The 15,177-nt window shown below is 75.0% G+C and carries 13 protein-coding genes; 8 read left to right on the forward strand and 5 right to left on the reverse strand.

Going from position 1 to position 15,177, the window contains the following annotated elements:
* Nucleotides 1-3: 3 nt before the first annotated feature.
* A complete protein-coding gene (locus ABZW10_RS07575) occupies nt 4-672 on the reverse strand; it encodes a TetR/AcrR family transcriptional regulator C-terminal domain-containing protein (RefSeq protein WP_355361368.1) in 669 nt (222 codons plus the stop codon).
* A gap of 149 nt (nt 673-821) precedes the next feature.
* Between ABZW10_RS07575 and ABZW10_RS07580 the strand changes: the two genes are divergently transcribed.
* The gene (locus ABZW10_RS07580) at nt 822-2,126 is read left to right on the forward strand and encodes an MFS transporter (RefSeq protein ID WP_355361370.1); all 1,305 of its coding nucleotides are present in this window, start codon (nt 822-824) and stop codon (nt 2,124-2,126) included.
* A 47-nt stretch (nt 2,127-2,173) separates the two neighbouring features.
* On the opposite strand, the gene ABZW10_RS07585 is transcribed toward ABZW10_RS07580, so the two are convergent.
* Entirely contained in the window at nt 2,174-2,407 is a 234-nt protein-coding gene (locus ABZW10_RS07585) for a hypothetical protein (RefSeq protein ID WP_355361372.1), read from the reverse strand.
* A gap of 487 nt (nt 2,408-2,894) precedes the next feature.
* Here ABZW10_RS07585 and ABZW10_RS07590 point away from each other — a divergent pair, with 487 nt between their 5' ends.
* Nucleotides 2,895-6,839: an amino acid adenylation domain-containing protein gene (locus ABZW10_RS07590; RefSeq protein ID WP_355361374.1), complete on the forward strand. Its 3,945-nt coding sequence runs from the start codon at nt 2,895-2,897 to the stop codon at nt 6,837-6,839.
* Nucleotides 6,840-6,888: 49 nt separating this feature from the next.
* Here the strand turns inward: ABZW10_RS07590 and ABZW10_RS07595 are convergent, their stop codons facing one another.
* Entirely contained in the window at nt 6,889-7,236 is a 348-nt protein-coding gene (locus tag ABZW10_RS07595) for a metalloregulator ArsR/SmtB family transcription factor (protein ID WP_355361376.1), read from the reverse strand.
* Between the two features lie 91 nt (nt 7,237-7,327).
* On the reverse strand, nt 7,328-7,672 hold the full coding sequence (locus ABZW10_RS07600) for a hypothetical protein (RefSeq protein ID WP_355361378.1): 345 nt from the start codon (nt 7,670-7,672) through the stop codon (nt 7,328-7,330).
* Between the two features lie 374 nt (nt 7,673-8,046).
* Between ABZW10_RS07600 and ABZW10_RS07605 the strand changes: the two genes are divergently transcribed.
* Nucleotides 8,047-9,699, forward strand: a complete 1,653-nt coding sequence (locus ABZW10_RS07605) for a ubiquinol-cytochrome c reductase cytochrome b subunit (protein WP_355361380.1) — start codon at nt 8,047-8,049, stop codon at nt 9,697-9,699.
* 79 nt (nt 9,700-9,778) lie between these two features.
* Here ABZW10_RS07605 and ABZW10_RS07610 read toward each other — a convergent pair whose 3' ends face one another.
* The gene (locus ABZW10_RS07610) at nt 9,779-10,156 is read right to left on the reverse strand and encodes a hypothetical protein (protein WP_355361382.1); all 378 of its coding nucleotides are present in this window, start codon (nt 10,154-10,156) and stop codon (nt 9,779-9,781) included.
* Nucleotides 10,157-10,513: 357 nt separating this feature from the next.
* Between ABZW10_RS07610 and ABZW10_RS07615 the strand changes: the two genes are divergently transcribed.
* The 5 genes from ABZW10_RS07615 (at nt 10,514) to ABZW10_RS07635 (ending at nt 15,177) form a co-directional block, all read left to right on the forward strand.
* Nucleotides 10,514-10,969: a hypothetical protein gene (locus ABZW10_RS07615; RefSeq protein WP_355361384.1), complete on the forward strand. Its 456-nt coding sequence runs from the start codon at nt 10,514-10,516 to the stop codon at nt 10,967-10,969.
* On the forward strand, nt 10,966-12,045 hold the full coding sequence (locus ABZW10_RS07620) for a polyprenyl synthetase family protein (protein WP_355361386.1): 1,080 nt from the start codon (nt 10,966-10,968) through the stop codon (nt 12,043-12,045). Before ABZW10_RS07615 ends, ABZW10_RS07620 begins: the two co-directional genes overlap by 4 nt.
* A gap of 146 nt (nt 12,046-12,191) precedes the next feature.
* A complete protein-coding gene (locus ABZW10_RS07625) occupies nt 12,192-12,863 on the forward strand; it encodes a cupin domain-containing protein (protein ID WP_355361388.1) in 672 nt (223 codons plus the stop codon).
* Entirely contained in the window at nt 12,860-14,008 is a 1,149-nt protein-coding gene (locus ABZW10_RS07630) for a hypothetical protein (RefSeq protein ID WP_355361390.1), read from the forward strand. Before ABZW10_RS07625 ends, ABZW10_RS07630 begins: the two co-directional genes overlap by 4 nt.
* On the forward strand, nt 14,005-15,177 hold the full coding sequence (locus ABZW10_RS07635; RefSeq protein ID WP_355361392.1) for a hypothetical protein: 1,173 nt from the start codon (nt 14,005-14,007) through the stop codon (nt 15,175-15,177). Before ABZW10_RS07630 ends, ABZW10_RS07635 begins: the two co-directional genes overlap by 4 nt.

The raw sequence follows: 15,177 nt of genomic DNA on the forward strand, positions 1-15,177 counted from the left end.
CGGTCAACTTAGCGAATCGGTCCGGGACCCGGCCTCCCCGGCACCCGCGGTCTCGCGGGCGATCTCGGCCCGGAAGCCCTCGATCAGCACCCGCAGCCCGTACTCGAAGTCCGCGTCGTGGTCCGTCATGCGCAGGACGTCGGCGGCCTCGCGCAGCAGCGGAAGCCCGCGCAGCACCTCGTCCGGGAAGGGCGCGCCGTCCCGCTGTTCGGCGTCCTGCCGCCACGCCTGCTCCTCGGTGACCCAGCCCATGATGTAGCGGTCGATGGTCAGCAGCAGCCGCAGCGCGGTGCGCGGACGCAGACCGGCCGCGCAGAGCGCGCTCAACTGCGCTTCGACGGCGGGCAGTTCGTCGGCCGTGGGCAGGGTGCCGGCGTGCACCCGGGCGCCGTCGCGGTGGGCGAGCAGGGCGGCGCGCTTGGCCCGGGCGTCGGCGGCGAGCCAGTCCGGCCAGTGCGCGGGGTCGGGTTCGCGGTCCGGCGGCAGGGCCTCGGCCAGCATGGCCTCCGCCATCAGGTCGAGCAGTTCCCGCTTGTTCTTGACGTGCCAGTACAGGGCCGGGGACTGCACGCCGAGCTCGCGGGCCAGGCGGCGGGTGGTGAGTCCGTCGATGCCGACCTCGTCGAGCAGCCGCAGGGCGGTGCGCACCACCGTGTCCCGTGTCAGCGCCATCGTGCACCGCCCTTCCGCCGCCGGGGGCCGGCCCCCGGTTATTGCCTTGGCACCTCACTTTATCGCTGCTAAGTTCCGGCTCGGACTTTATCAGCGATAAGGAACCGTCACCGCGTCTCCGCGCCTCCCCGGAAGGGACCCACACACTCATGACGACCACCGGTACGGGCCCGGGCCGCCCGTGGTCCCGGCTGCTGCCGAACACCGCGCCCTGGCGGTCCTCCCCGGACTTCCGCCTGGTCTGGACGTCCGGCGCCGTCACCATGCTGGGCTCGGTGTTCACCCTCACCGCGATCCCGCTGCAGATCGCCGACGCCACCGGCTCGCCACTCGCGGTGGGCGCCGTCGGCGCGGTGGAACTGGTGCCGACGGTCCTGCTCGGCCTGTACGGCGGGGTGCTCGCCGACCGGCTCGACCGCCGGACGGTGGCCCTGGCCACGGAGATCGCGCTCGCCGTGCTCTGCGCGCTGCTGCTGCTCAACGCGCTGACCGGCGAGCCGATGACCTGGCCGCTCTATGCGGCGGCGGGCTGCGCCGCCGCGCTCCAGGGGATCCAGCAGCCCTCGCTGGAGGCGATGGTCCCCCGGCTGGTGCCGCACGACCAGCTGCTCGCGGCCGGAGCGCTGCTCTCACTGCGCTGGACCGTGGTCGGGCTGGCCGCGCCCGCCGCCGCGGGGGTGGTGATCGCGACCGCCGGGGTGCGCACCGCCTACCTCGTCGACCTGGCCACCTTCCTCCTTTCGATCGCGCTGCTCGCCCGGCTCCGCCCGCTGCGCCCGGCCCGGGAGGAGCAGGCCCCGGCGCTGCGCGAGCTCACCGAGGGCGCCCGCTACGTGGCCCGGCGGCCGGACCTGGTCGGCACCTGCCTGGCCGACCTCGCGGCCACCGCCTTCGCCCTGCCGACCGCGCTCTTCCCCTTCCTCGCCGACGAGCTGGACGCGCGCTGGGCGCTCGGCCTGCTCTACTCGGCCTCGGCGGCGGGCGGGCTGCTGGCCGCCGCGACCAGCGGCTGGACCGGGCGGGTGCACCGGCACGGGCGGTTCGTCCTGCTGTCCTGCGCGGCGGTCGGCGCGGCGACGGCGACGGCCGCGCTCGGCTCCGGCGTGTGGGCGGTGCTGCTCTGCCTGGCCGTCGCGGGAGCCGCGCACTGGGTGGGCGACACCTTCCGCGGCGCGATCTGGAACCGGTCCGTCCCGGACGGGCTGCGCGGGCGCGCGGCCGGGCTGGAGCTGCTGGTCGGCGCCGCCGGACCGGCTCTCGGCGACCTCCGGGCGGGCGGCCTGGCCGCCCGCTACGGCATCCGGGCCGCGCTGCGCACCGGCGGCCTGGCCTGCCTGGTGAGCGGCGGGGTGCTGGCCGCCGCGCTGCCGGCGCTGTGGCGGTACGACGACCGCACCGACCCGCACGTCGCCGAGGTGCGCGCGGAACGGGCAACGGCACCGGATCCGACCTGATCCCCCGACGCCGTTCGCGGCGCCGGGGGAGGCGCCGAAGGCGGCGGTCAGACCTCCTGGGTCTCCAGCCAGTGCAGCAGCACGGTGCGCTCGGTCTCGGTGCCGGCCCGGCTGGCCGGGTCGAGCGCCCAGGCGCGGATCCGGCGCAGGGTCTCCAGGTCGAGGTCCAGGTAGAGCCGCCAGTGCGCGTGGTGGCACTCGACGTCGCGGGGCTCGCCGCACTCCCGGCAGTGGGTGAAGAAGGCATCGACCAGACGGTGCACGATCGTCTCGACGGGCATGGGCGGCGTGGGTCCTCACTCGTTCGGCTACCGGGTCTGCTGGTGGGCCCGCCGGTCTTCGTGAACCGGCGGACCCGCATTCCAGGGTGCGGAACCCAACGGGGCGGGCGGCAGGGACCAACGTCACCTCCCCGGAGACCCCAGGTCCGCCCGACCTGCCGGGGCGGCACCCCCGCGGCACCCCGGCAGGTCGGAAGCGGGCCCGCGGCCCGGCCCCGGGACACGCCCGCCGTGACCGCCTCCTTCCCCCACCCGACGGCGGTGGCCACCCGTCGGGGACCTGAGCCGGGACGGGACGGCGAGCGCGGCCGACCGGGACGTGCCCGGGACACCCGGGACCCGACCGCCTCCCGGCCCGGGCGGAAACCCGGACCGGAAGGCGGCCGTCGCCCCAGGCGGACGGGACATCGGGCGGCCGACCTTGGGAGTCACGCCCGGTCGGCGCACCGGGCGGCCGTACCGGCCCCCGACCTCAGGGAACCCCCTCATGACCGCAGAGTCCGTCCCGTCCGCCGTCCTCCTCGACGCCGTCCGCCGCTCCCTCTGCCTGCCCGACCTGCTCCGCGCCCAGGCCGCCACCCGGCCCGACGCCACCGCCGTGACCGGCGAGGCCGGCCGGCTCACCTTCGGCGAACTGCGCACGGCCGCCGACGCCCTCGCCGCCCGGCTGCACCGGCTGGGGGTGGCCGCCGACGACTGCGTCGGCCTGTACACCGAACCGTCCCTGGAGCTGATGACCGGGGCCTGGGGCATCCTGCACGCGGGTGCCGCGTATCTGCCGCTCTCGCCCGAGTACCCGCAGGAGCGGGTGCGCCGGATGATCGAGTCCAGCGGGACCAAGGTGATCGTCGCCCAGGAGCACCTGCGGGTCCGGCTGGCCGAACTGGTCCCGCCGGGCACCCGGATCGTCACCCCGGCCGACGCCGCCGAGGACGCGGAGCACCCCGGTGCGCCCCCGATCCCGCACCAGAGCCAGGGTCCCGCCGCACCGGAGCCGGAGTCCCTCGCCTACGTCATCTACACCTCCGGCAGCACCGGCCGCCCCAAGGGCGTGATGATCGAGCATCGCAGCATCGTGTCGCAGCTGCGCTGGCTGGCCGACGCCGGGCACCTCGGCCCGGACGCCACCGTGCTGCAGAAGACACCGATGAGCTTCGACGCGGCGCAGTGGGAGATCCTGGCGCCCGCCGCCGGGGCGCACGTGGTGATGGGCGCGCCGGGCGTCTACCGGGATCCGGAGGCGCTGATCGACACCGTCCTCGCGCACGGGGTGACCACCCTCCAGTGCGTGCCCACCCTGCTGCAGGCGCTGCTGGACACCGAGCGGCTGGCGGACTGCACCGGTCTGCGCGGGCTGTACTCGGGCGGCGAGCCGCTGTCGGTGCGCCTGGCGCGGGCGCTGACGGCCGCGCTGCCGGGTGCGGCGCTGGTCAACCTCTACGGCCCGACCGAGTGCACCATCAACGCGACCGCCCACCGGGTCGACCCCGAAGCGCCGGGCGACCCGGGCGGCTCGGTGCCGATCGGCGTGCCGGTCGACCGCACCCGCTGCTTCGTACTGGACGGGGAGCTGGCGCCGGTGGAGGCCGGGGCCACCGGCGAGCTGTACATCGGCGGCGTCCAGCTGGCCCGGGGCTACCTCAACCGGCCGGATCTGACGGCCGAGCGGTTCGTCGCCTCGCCCCACCTGCCGGGCGAGCGGCTGTACCGCACCGGCGACCTGGCCCAGTGGAACACGGACGGCACGCTGCGGTGCGCCGGCCGGGTGGACAACCAGGTCAAGCTGCGCGGCTACCGGGTGGAGCTGGACGAGATCGCGCTCGCGATCGAGGAGCACACCTGGGTGCGGCGGGCGGCGGCCGTGGTCACGGACGACGCGCGGACCGGGCACCGGAACCTGGTGGCCTGCGTGGAGCTGAATCCCAAGGAGGCCGCCCTGATGGACCAGGGCAACCACGGCGGCCACCACCAGTCCAAGGCGAGCCGGCTCCAGGTGCGGGCGCAGCTGTCCAATCCGGGCGTGCGCACCCCGGCCGAGCTGGCCGGGCGGCCGGTGGTGGAGCTGCCGGGGCGCCGGGAGACCGGGCGGCAGCGGCGGGAGACCTTCGCCCGCAAGACCTACCGCTTCTTCGAGGGCGGCCCGGTGACGGCGGACGACCTGCTGGCGCTGCTGGCCGCCCCGCACCCGGCCCCGCCCGCAGTGCCCGCCGCACCCCGGGAGGCTCCCGTCACGCTCGCCGAACTCGGCCCGGTGCTGCGGTGGTTCGGGCAGTTCCACAGCGAGGAGCGACTGCTGCCGAAGTACGCCTACGCCTCCCCCGGCGCGCTGTACGCCACCCAGCTGTACCTGGAGACGGACGGCTCGCACGGCGCGCCGGCGGGCGTGTACTACCACCACCCGGTGGAGCACACCCTGGTCCGGGTCGGCGAGGCCGACCCCGCGGGGCCGCCGCTGGCGGTGCACTTCCTGGGCCGGCGTGGCGCGATCGAGCCGGTGTACCGCAACAACATCCGGGAGGTGCTGGAGTTCGAGACCGGCCACATGCTGGGCGTGCTGGAGGAGGTGCTGCCGGAGTACGGGCTGGCGGTGCGTCCGCTGGGCCACGAGCCGGCCGTCCGGCGACGGCTGGACGTCGCCGAGGAGGACTTCTACCTGGGCAGCTTCACCGTCGCCACGGACGACGGGCGACCGCGCCGGGACGACACCGAGCTGTTCGTCCAGACCCATCCGGGCGGGGTCGAGGGCCTGCCGGCGGGCCTGTACCGGTACGAGGGCGGCGAGCTGGTCCGGGTCTCGGACGAGATCGTGGAGTCCCGGCACGTCATCGCGATCAACCAGCAGGTGTACCGGCGGGCGGGTTTCGGCATCACCGCAGTGAGCCGGGCCGCCGAGCCGTGGCTGGAGTACATCGGCCTCGGCGCCCGGCTGCACCACCTGCAGCGCAACGGTCTCGGCTTCGGCTTCATGTCCTCGGGCTACAGCTCGCGCAGCGGCCACCCGCTGCCGTCCGCCCGGCGGATCGAGACGGTCCTGACCGGCTGCGGGATCCCGGCCGGGCCGTCGTACTTCTTCCTCGGCGGCCGGGTGAGCGAGGAGCAGATCCGCAGCGAGGGCATGCGCGAGGACGCCGTGCACATGAAGGGCCCGGCGGAGCTGATCAGGGACGAGCTGGCGGCGGTGCTGCCGGACTACATGATCCCCAACCGGGTGCTGGTGCTGGACCGGCTGCCGCTGACCGCCAACGGCAAGGTGGACGCCAAGGCGCTGGCCGCCGCCGAGCAGGTCCGCGACGCCGGCACGGGCGCGCCGTTCACGGCGCCGTCGACGCCGACGGAGCGCCGGCTGGCCGGGGTGTGGGCGGCCGCGCTGAAGTACGAGGCCGTCTCGACGGCGGACGAGTTCTTCGCGGCGGGCGGCAACTCACTGATCGCGGTGGCGCTGGTCAACCGGGTGAACCGGGAGTTCGGCACCCGGCTGCCGCTGCAGGTGCTGTTCGAGTGCCCGAAGCTGGCGGACCTGGCGGCGCGGATCGACGCGGCCCGGGCCGCCGGCGGGGCGGGCGGCGGCGGGCCGGTGTCCCGGCTGGTGCCGCTGGCCCGCGACGGCGCCGGGGAACCGGTGTTCTGCTGGCCGGGGCTGGGCGGCTACCCGATGAACCTTCGCCCGCTCGCCGGACGCTCGGGCCGGCCGTTCTTCGGGGTGCAGTCGTACGGGATCAACCCCGGAGAGACGCCGTACCCGACGATCCGGGAGACGGCCGCCGCCGACCTGGCGGAGATCCGGCGGATCCGGCCGCACGGCCCGTACACCCTGTGGGGGTACTCGTTCGGCGCCCGGGTGGCCTTCGAGACGGCCTGGCAGCTGGAGCGGGCCGGGGAGCGGGTGGCCGACGTCATGCTGATCTGCCCGGGCAACCCGGAGCTGCGGCGGGCCGACGGGGAGCGGTACGGGCGCGAGTCCTCCTACCGCAACCCGGCGTACCTGACGATCCTGTACTCGGTGTTCGCGGGGTCGATCGGCGGGCCGGAGCTGGCGCGGTGCCTGGCCGAGGTGCGCGACGAGGACGGCTTCGCCGGCTTCGTCCACGGGCTGCTGCCCGACCTCGACGGGGAGCTGATCCGCCGGATCGCCCGGATCGTCGGCGAGACGTACGAGTTCGAGTACAGCTTCCGGGAGCTGGCCGAGCGGCGGCTGTCGGCCCCGGTGACCGTCTTCAAGGCCACCGGTGACGACTACTCGTTCATCGAGGGCATCGAGGGCATCGAGGGCGCCGACGGCATCGGCGGCAACGGGGGCGGCGGCGAGGGCCGCGCCGGCCGACCGGTGGCCGCGCCGCGCACGCTGCGGCTGGCCGGCGACCACTACGGCGTGCTGCGGGAGCCCGGGGTGGCGGAGCTGGCCGCCGCGCTCGCCGCCGCGACGCACGGCTGAACCCGACCGGCCGTCACCACCCGCGCCGTCAACGCCTCCCGGGGCCCGGTCACCGGCTGTCGGTGTCCGGGCCCCGGGCCGGCCGCCGGTTCCAGTCGGCCGCGAGGCCGGCCAGCCAGCGCGCTGCGGAGTCCAGGGCGGCCGGGCGGACGGTGTAGCGCACCTCGCGCCCGGCCCGGTGCCCGGCGACCAGGCCGGCGGCGTCCAGCACCGCGAGGTGCTTGACCACGGCCTGCCGGGAGACCGGCAGCCGCCCGGCGAGGGTGGTCGCGGTGGCCTCGCCCTGGGCGGCGAGCAGATCGAGCAGCCGGCGGCGGGTCGGGTCGGCGAGGGCGCCGAGCACGCCGTCGACCGCCGCGTCGCCGTGGCCGCGGTCCACCGTCGCGGTGTCGTTCATGGGGCTGCTCCTCGGCCGTCGCCAGCGATTGCAACCTCATGGTTGCACGTGGCCGGGAGCAGCGGCAATCCGACGGCCGGCCGCCCCGGGGTCAGCCCCACCACTGCTCGGGGACGGCGGCCGGCTCGCGCTCGGCCCCCTCCGCCGCGACCACGGCCCGGGCGGGGCCGCCGGTGACGACCAGTCCGTCGGGGCCCGCCTCCGCCACCCGGTAGCCGGACTCGCGCAGCACCGCGGCGACGGCACCGGTGACCGCCGCCCGGATGCCCCGGGCGGGCGGCGGGTCGCCGGCCGCGCCGTCCACGGACGGCCAGCCGATCACCACCCCCTGCGACTCCCGGTCGATCCGCAGGCCCGAGGGCCCGCTCCCGGTGTCGAAGCCGGCCCTGGCCAGGTCGGCCGTCACGTCCTCGAAGAGTTCCGCGTGTTCCACCATTGGCGCAGCGTAGGCCCGGCCCCGCACCCTCCCCGGGTGCGGCGCGCGCCGAAACGCTTCACCGTGCCGCCAACAGCACCCGAGCGCAGCATCGGGGCCGCGGCGGGGGCCGGAACGGTGTGCCGCACCCCCCGGACGGGCCGACACGAGCGGCCGGACGGGCCGATGGACGTGCACAGTCGGCGTGCTCCCGACAGCATGACAGAGTAAGCGCTCCATCACTTTGAGCAACGGGGCGGCGGGTCGCCGGATCCGCGCGCCGGCCTGCCCGGCACCCCCGTATCGAGAGGTCCGATGATCACATCACTCCATCGGCCGGCCGTTTCGCGGCCGGGCGTCCAGGACGTGCCGCGGCGGACGCCGGGGAGCCCGTCGTGAGAGCCGACCGCAAGCCGGGCCCGGAGCCGGCCACCAGCACCCGCGCGGAGCCCGCCAACAAGGTCGAGGCCCTCGCCGACTGGACCGACGGACGGCTCGGCATCTACGCCCTGTCCAAGTCCAACCTGCGCAAGATCTTCCCGGACCACTGGTCCTTCATGCTGGGCGAGATCTGCCTCTACACCTTCATCATCATCATCCTGACCGGCGTCTGGCTGACCCTCTTCTTCGTCCCGTCCATGGGCGAGGTCGTCTACGACGGCAGCTACGTGCCGCTCAAGGGCATCCGGATGTCGGAGGCCTACGCCTCGACGCTGGGCATCAGCTTCGAGATCCGCGGCGGCCTGCTGATCCGCCAGATCCACCACTGGTCCGCGATCGTCTTCGTGGCCGCCATGTTCACGCACATGTTCCGGGTCTTCTTCACCGGCGCGTTCCGCAAGCCCCGCGAGATCAACTGGCTGTTCGGCGCGGGCCTGCTGATCCTCGGCATGTTCGACGGCTTCATGGGCTACTCGCTGCCCGACGACCTGCTCTCCGGCACCGGCATCCGGTTCATGGAGGGCGCGGTCCTCGCCGTGCCGATCGTCGGAAGCTACATCGAGATGTTCATGTTCGGAGGCCAGTTCCCGGGCTCCATCATCATTCCGCGGCTCTTCACCGTGCACGTCCTGCTGATCCCGGGCATCATGCTGGGCCTGCTGGTGGCCCACCTGATCCTGGTCTTCTACCACAAGCACACCCAGTTCGCCGGGCCCGGCCGGACCAACGAGAACGTGGTCGGCATGCCGCTGATGCCGGTCTACATGGCCAAGGCGGGCGGCTTCTTCTTCCTGGTGTTCGGCGTGGTCGCGGCGATGGCCGCGATCGCCACCGTCAACCCGATCTGGCTGTACGGCCCCTACCGGCCCGACCAGGTGTCCACCGACGCCCAGCCCGACTGGTACATGGGCTTCTCCGAGGGCCTGATCCGCATCATGCCGGGCTGGGAGATCGGCCTCTGGGGCCACACGCTCGTGATGGGCGTGTTCGTCCCGCTGATGATCTTCCCGCTGATCCTGGTGGCGATCTGGGCCTACCCGTTCCTGGAGGGCTGGATCACCGGGGACAGGCGCGAGCACCACATCGCCGACCGGCCGCGCAACGCGCCGGTGCGCACCGCCTTCGGTGCCGCCTGGATCGCCCTCTACCTGATCCTGCTCGCCGCCGGCGGCAACGACCTGCTCGCCACCCACTTCCACCTGTCCATCAACGCCATCACCAACGCGGCCCGGATCGGCTTCTTCGTCGGGCCGGTGATCGTCTTCGTGATCACCAAGCGCTGGTGCCTGGGCCTGCAGCGGCGGGACCGGGAGAAGGTGCTGCACGGGCGCGAGACCGGCGTCATCCAGCGGCTGCAGCACGGCGAGTTCGTCGAGATCCACGCGCCGCTGCCGCAGGACCGGCTCTACACGCTCACCTCGCACGACCAGCCGCAGCCGGTCGTCCTGCCGCCCGCGGTGGACGAGAACGGGGTACCCCGGAAGCTGTCCGTCTGGAAGCGCGCCCGGGCCAAGCTCTCCCGCGGCTTCTACGGCGAGGGCGCCCAGATCGCCAAGCCGACCGCCGAGGAGCACGAGAAGATCAGCAGCGGCCACGGCCACCACTGAGACCCGCGCACCGCGCGTACGGGCCCGCCGCGCACCCGAGGGGTGTGCGGCGGGCCCGTACGCGGCCGGTGGCGGGCCGTCAGGCGCGCAGCGCGGCCGGGAGGACGGCGAGCAGCGCCGCGGCGAACGCCACCGCCAGGCAGACCGCCGCCCAGCGGGCGCAGACCCGGCGGCACTCGGCGCGGTAGCGGGCGGCCAGCTCGCGGCAACGGCCGACGGCCCGGTCGACGACCTCCTCGGCGTACCGCAGCCGGTCGTCGGCGTAGGCGCGCTCCACCGCCTCGCGGTCGTCCTCGGGGAGCCACGAGAAGCGGTCGGCGAAGGCCCGGGCGTCCCGCTCGGCCGCCGCGACCTCCGCCTCCCAGGCGAGGTAGCCCTCCAACCTCGCGATCTCCGCCCCGGTGTCCGCCACCGAGCGGACGTTCCGCGCCTTCGGCGGACGCTGCCTGCCACCCATGACCGCTCCCTCTGCCGTGCCGTCCCCGGCTGTCCCGACCTCCACCCCCGGCGGATCGCTCCGCAAGCACGCCATCACTACCAGTGACCGTCCGCGATCCGGCCGCCGACTCGCCGGACCGCCGCGCACCGCCCCCGGGAGCCGCCCGGCCGGCAGGCGGCGCGCACCCGACCGCGCGCGCCGGGGCCGCTCCGGCGCACCGCGGCAGGCACACCCGGCCGACGGCTCCCCCGCGCCACCGTGGACACGCTCCGCACACGCCCGTGTACCATCGGCGATCGAGGCGGCGCCCCTGCCCGGCGCCGGAGCGGCCCGCCGTCCCCGGCCCCGTCCGGGACGCGAACCAGGAGGTCAGCCATGCCCGACGCCGGTCGGTTCAGCGAGTTGGGCGAGCAGGGCTCGCGCGCGGTGATGGAGGCGGCGGCCGTCCTGGAGCGCGAGCTGGCCGCTGGACTCGCCGACGCCAGGGCGGCGACGGAGCGGCTGACCGGCGAGCACCGCGTCGACCAGGAGGAGTTCGACCGGTTGGTGCGCCGGGTCTCGGAGAACACCCACCAGCTCATCGACGCGGTCAGCGAGCGGGTGCTCGCCAACACCACCGGTGAGGTCTCCGAGCACACCCAGCGGCTCACGGCCAACGCCCATGACGTCCTCGACCTGCTGCTCGGCCTCGGCTCGCTCGTCCCCGGCCTCGCCAACCGCGGGCTGCAGGACGCCTTCGGACCGCAGCGCACCGCACGGCCGGGCGACGGCGCCGGCCCGGCACCCGGCGCGGCGCCCGGCGAGCGGCCGGACGAGCGGCCGCGGGGGTGAGCGCCCCGGCCGCGTCCCCCGCCCTCGGCGCGCCGCTGGTCGAACACGTCCTGGCCCGCTACCGCGAGCGGACCGTCGCCGAACTCCTGCGCCACATCCCCGAGCAGAGCCCGCCGTACCTCTACGACCTGGCCGCCGACTACCCGACCCGCCCCTGCAAGGGCCTGCGCGGGGCACTCTGCCTGGCCACCTGCGCGGCCTTCGGCGGGCGCTCCGAACGGGCCCTCAACCCGGCCGTCACCGTGGAGCTGTTCCACAACGCCTTCCTCGTCCACGACGACATCCAGGACGGCAGCGAGCTGCGCCGGGGCGCACCCACCCTGCCCGCCCGGTACGGGGTCGAGGTCGCGCTGAACGTCGGCAACGCGATCAACCTGCTCGGGCTGCGCCGGGTGATGGCCAACCGGCGGGGGCTCGGCGGGGAGCTGGCCTGGCGGCTGTTCGAGGAGACCGAGCTGATGTGCCGCCAGTCGCTCGAGGGCCAGGCGCTGGAGATCGGCTGGATCCGGGACAACGCCTGCGAGTTGACCGCCACCGACTACTACCGGATGTGCCTGAAGAAGACCTCCTGGTACACCTTCCTCTACCCGTGCCGCTCCGGCCTGCTGGTCGCCGAGGGCGCGGGCGCCGACGCGACCCGGCTGGACCGGTTCGGCTGGTACCTGGGCGCCGCCTTCCAGATCCAGGACGACGTGCTCAACCTGACCGGGGCGGCCGAGGAGTACGGCAAGGAGATCGCCGGGGACCTGTGGGAGGGCAAGCGCACCCTGATGCTGATCCACCTCCTGGAGCGCGCCACCCCCGCCGAACGGGCCCGGGTGGTGCGCCATCTGAGCCTCACCCGGGCGCAGCGCGGCCCCGGGGCGGCGGCGGAGGTGGCCTGGCTGCTCGACCGGATGGCGGCGTACGACTGCGTGGCGAGCGCCCGGGAGGCGGCGGCCGGGCTGGTGGCGGCCGCCGGACGGGAGGTCGGTGCGGTACTGGCGGGGGCGCCCGAGCCGCCCGACGAGGAGGCGGCGCAGGCCCTGGCGTTCCTCGCCGCGCTGCCGGACTTCGTGGTGGCCCGCGGCCGTTGACCCTCCGTCCACTCCCCGCCCCGGACGATGTCACCCCCGTTGCGTAGGATCCGCGACACCGGTCCCGGAGGCAGGGAACCGGCCGCGCGGCGCTCCGCGTCACCGGGGGTGACGTCGCACAGGTCGAGCTGGGGGTGGGGTGGCCGATGTCCTTACGGTCAGGTCTGCGGGAACTCGAACGGCTCGCCGGGCGGTTGCCGGCCGGCGCCGAGCTGTACCGGCTGCGCCCCGACGGCCGCGTGCTGCTCGCGGACCGGGACGGCGCCCGGGAGTTGGGACCGCGGTCGGCGCACGGTCCGGCCGGGGAAGAACTGCTCCGGTTCATCGACGAGGGCCAGTTCGCCCACTACCTGGTCGGCGACGCCAAGACCTCGCCGGAGCGGCCGTCGAACGCCACCTACAAGCTCGGCATCGTCGCGCCGCGCAGCGCCTTCACCCCCCACGCGCACGGCGGCGAGCACCTGGTGCTCAGCCTCGGCCACGCCGCCTGCGGCCTCTACGACGCCGAGCGGCGCCGGGTGGTGGACGTCCCGCTGACGCCGGGGCTGCTGATCCGGATACCCGAGCTGATGCCGCACTCCTTCGCCAACCGGGGCCGCGAACCGCTCAACATCCTGGCCGCCAACACCGGGTACGGCATCGACCACGAGGACTACGCGATCACCGCGGCCGAGGCCGAGCGCCGCGCGGAGGCCGAACTCGCCGAGGCGCTGCGGGCGGTGAAGCGCGGTCAGCGGATCGGGCCGGTCGGCCGGCGGGAGCGGATGGCCGCGGGGCTGCGCAGGCTGGCGGCGGCGCTGGAGGAATCGGGCCGATGATCTGTCCGCACTGCGAGGCCCGGTTACGCGGCCGTGAACGCACCGGGCGGGTCTGCGGACGCTGCCGGAAGCCGTTCGCGCTGGAGCCGAAATCCACCCGGGGCCTGCACGACCTGCGGCTGCGGCGCACGGTGGAGCGGCTGGGCGACGGCGGCCGGGTCGTCCTGACGGTGGAGCAGCTGCGCTGGGCCTTCCACGAGCGGCGGCCGCCCGGGCCGGTGCCCCGCGAGAACCCGCCCGCGCGACCGAATCCGCCGAGGTTCGACCATCCGGTCGTCATCGCCGTCAACTTCGTCGTGGCTGCGGCGGCGATGACCGGTGTCTGCTACCTGCTCACCCTGTCGATCGGCCTGATCGTCTTCACGCTCCCCCTCGCCGCCATCGGCCTCATGGTGCTCCACGGGGCGGTGACCGAGCTGGTCCGGTGGTCCCGGCGGCACGGGCTGAGATCCGCCCACGAGCAGGCCGAACGGGCCTGGCAGGAACGGCGCAAACGCCTCAAGCAGGAGCAGGCCCAGTGGACCTCACCGCTCGGCAACGACTCCGCCTGGAACGCGGACATGTTCCGCAGCTCGGTCGTCGAGCGCTGGATCGCGGTCCACGGCGCGCTCCCGGAGGGCGTGGTCGAGGAGTCCGCCGTGCGGCCGGCCGAGCTGGACGGCCCGGCGGCGCTCGGCGTGCTCTGCCCGGATCGGACGGTCACCGCGTTCCTGCACGCCAACGGATTCCCCGCGCGGTACCGGGCGGTGCTTGTCGCCACGCCGGCCGAACTGCCGAAGGGCCTGCCGGTGATCGTCCTGCACGACGCCTCGCCGGCGGGCTGCCTGCTGGCCGGTGAGGCCCGCGCCGCGCGGCCGGACAGCCCGGTGGTGGACGCCGGGCTGTCGGCACGCACCGTCCTCGCGGCGGGCGCGCGGGCCGTCCAGCTGTACGAGCATCAGCTGCGCGAGCCGCTGAGGCGGCAACTGCGGCGCCTTCCCGCACTCACCGGGGCGGAGCGCGCCTGGTTCGCCCGGGGCCTGTGGAGCCCGCTCGCCGCCCTACCGCCCAGGCGCGTCCTGGCGACGGCCGAGCGGGCCGCCGACCGGGCGCTGCGCCGCGATGTCGGATTCCTCAGCTGGCCGGTACCGGAGGTGCCGCAATGATCTGCCCGCACTGCTCGAAGGACCTGCTCCAGCGCCAGCGCCCCCGGCACCGCTGCTCGTACTGCCGCAAGGAGTTCGCGCTCGACCCGAAGAGCGACGGCGTCGGCCTGCACGACCTGCGGATCCGCAAGGTGATCGCGAAGCTCACGGACGAGGGCCGGCTGACCGTCACCAGTGGACAGCTCAACTACGCCCTGCAGCACCGCGGGCGGCCCCCGGTGAAGTTCCGCGGCAGCCGGAGCGACGCGGCTGCGCTGTTCACCTTCGCGGTGATCGGCCTGGTGGTGTCCCTCGTCCTGAGCGGGACCGGTTTCGGCCGGTGGATCCTGCTGGCCGCGCTCGTCATGATCGGCTTCGGCATCCGCACCTGGGTCCTGGCCGACTCCCCCGTGCCGGACACCTCGGTGCACTCGCGCTGGACCGAGGAGCAGTTCCGCCGCACCGTGCTGGACCGCTGGCGGGCCGTCTACGGCGCCCTGCCGGCCGGGCTGGTGGAGGACGGGCTGGTGCAGCCCGGACCGCTGCCCGCCGACCCAGCGTTCGTCGTGCTCTGCCCGGACCGGACGGTCGGCGCGTTCCTGCACGCCAACCGCTACCACGAGCGCCACCGCGCGCTGGTCGTCACCGATCCGCGCGCCGTCCCGGCGGGCCTGCCGCTGGTGGTCCTGCACGACGCCTCGCCCTACGGCCACCTGCGGGTCGCCGAGGCCCGGGCCGGACGGCCCGGACTGCGGGTGCTGGACGCCGGGCTCTCGGTGCGCACCGTGCTGACCGACGAGCACAGGTACACGCTGCTGCGCGACATCCACCGCTCGGCGGAGCTGCCGGCCCGGCTGGAACGGGAGCTGCCCGAGCTGACCGGCAGCCAGCGCGACTGGTTCGCGGAGGGCTGGTGGACCCCGTTGGCGTCGCTGCCGCCCAAGCGGCTGCTGGCGCTCGCCGAGCGGGCCGCCGAGCGGATCACCGCGCCCCCGGCGCCCCGGGACCCGGCCGTCCCCCGGAGCGGACCGCTGCGCTCCCCGGCGGCGGGGCGGCCGGAGACCCCGGTCGAGACCCGTCGGCGGGCGCTCGCCGTGGGCTTCATGACCTGGCCCGAGCCCGGGCCGGACGGCACGACCGAGGACGGCGGCCGCCCCGGCGGCACCGACCTCCGCAAGGGTCCCGCGTGA

Source organism: Kitasatospora sp. NPDC004723, from assembly GCF_040609255.1.
GTDB lineage: Bacteria > Actinomycetota > Actinomycetes > Streptomycetales > Streptomycetaceae > Kitasatospora.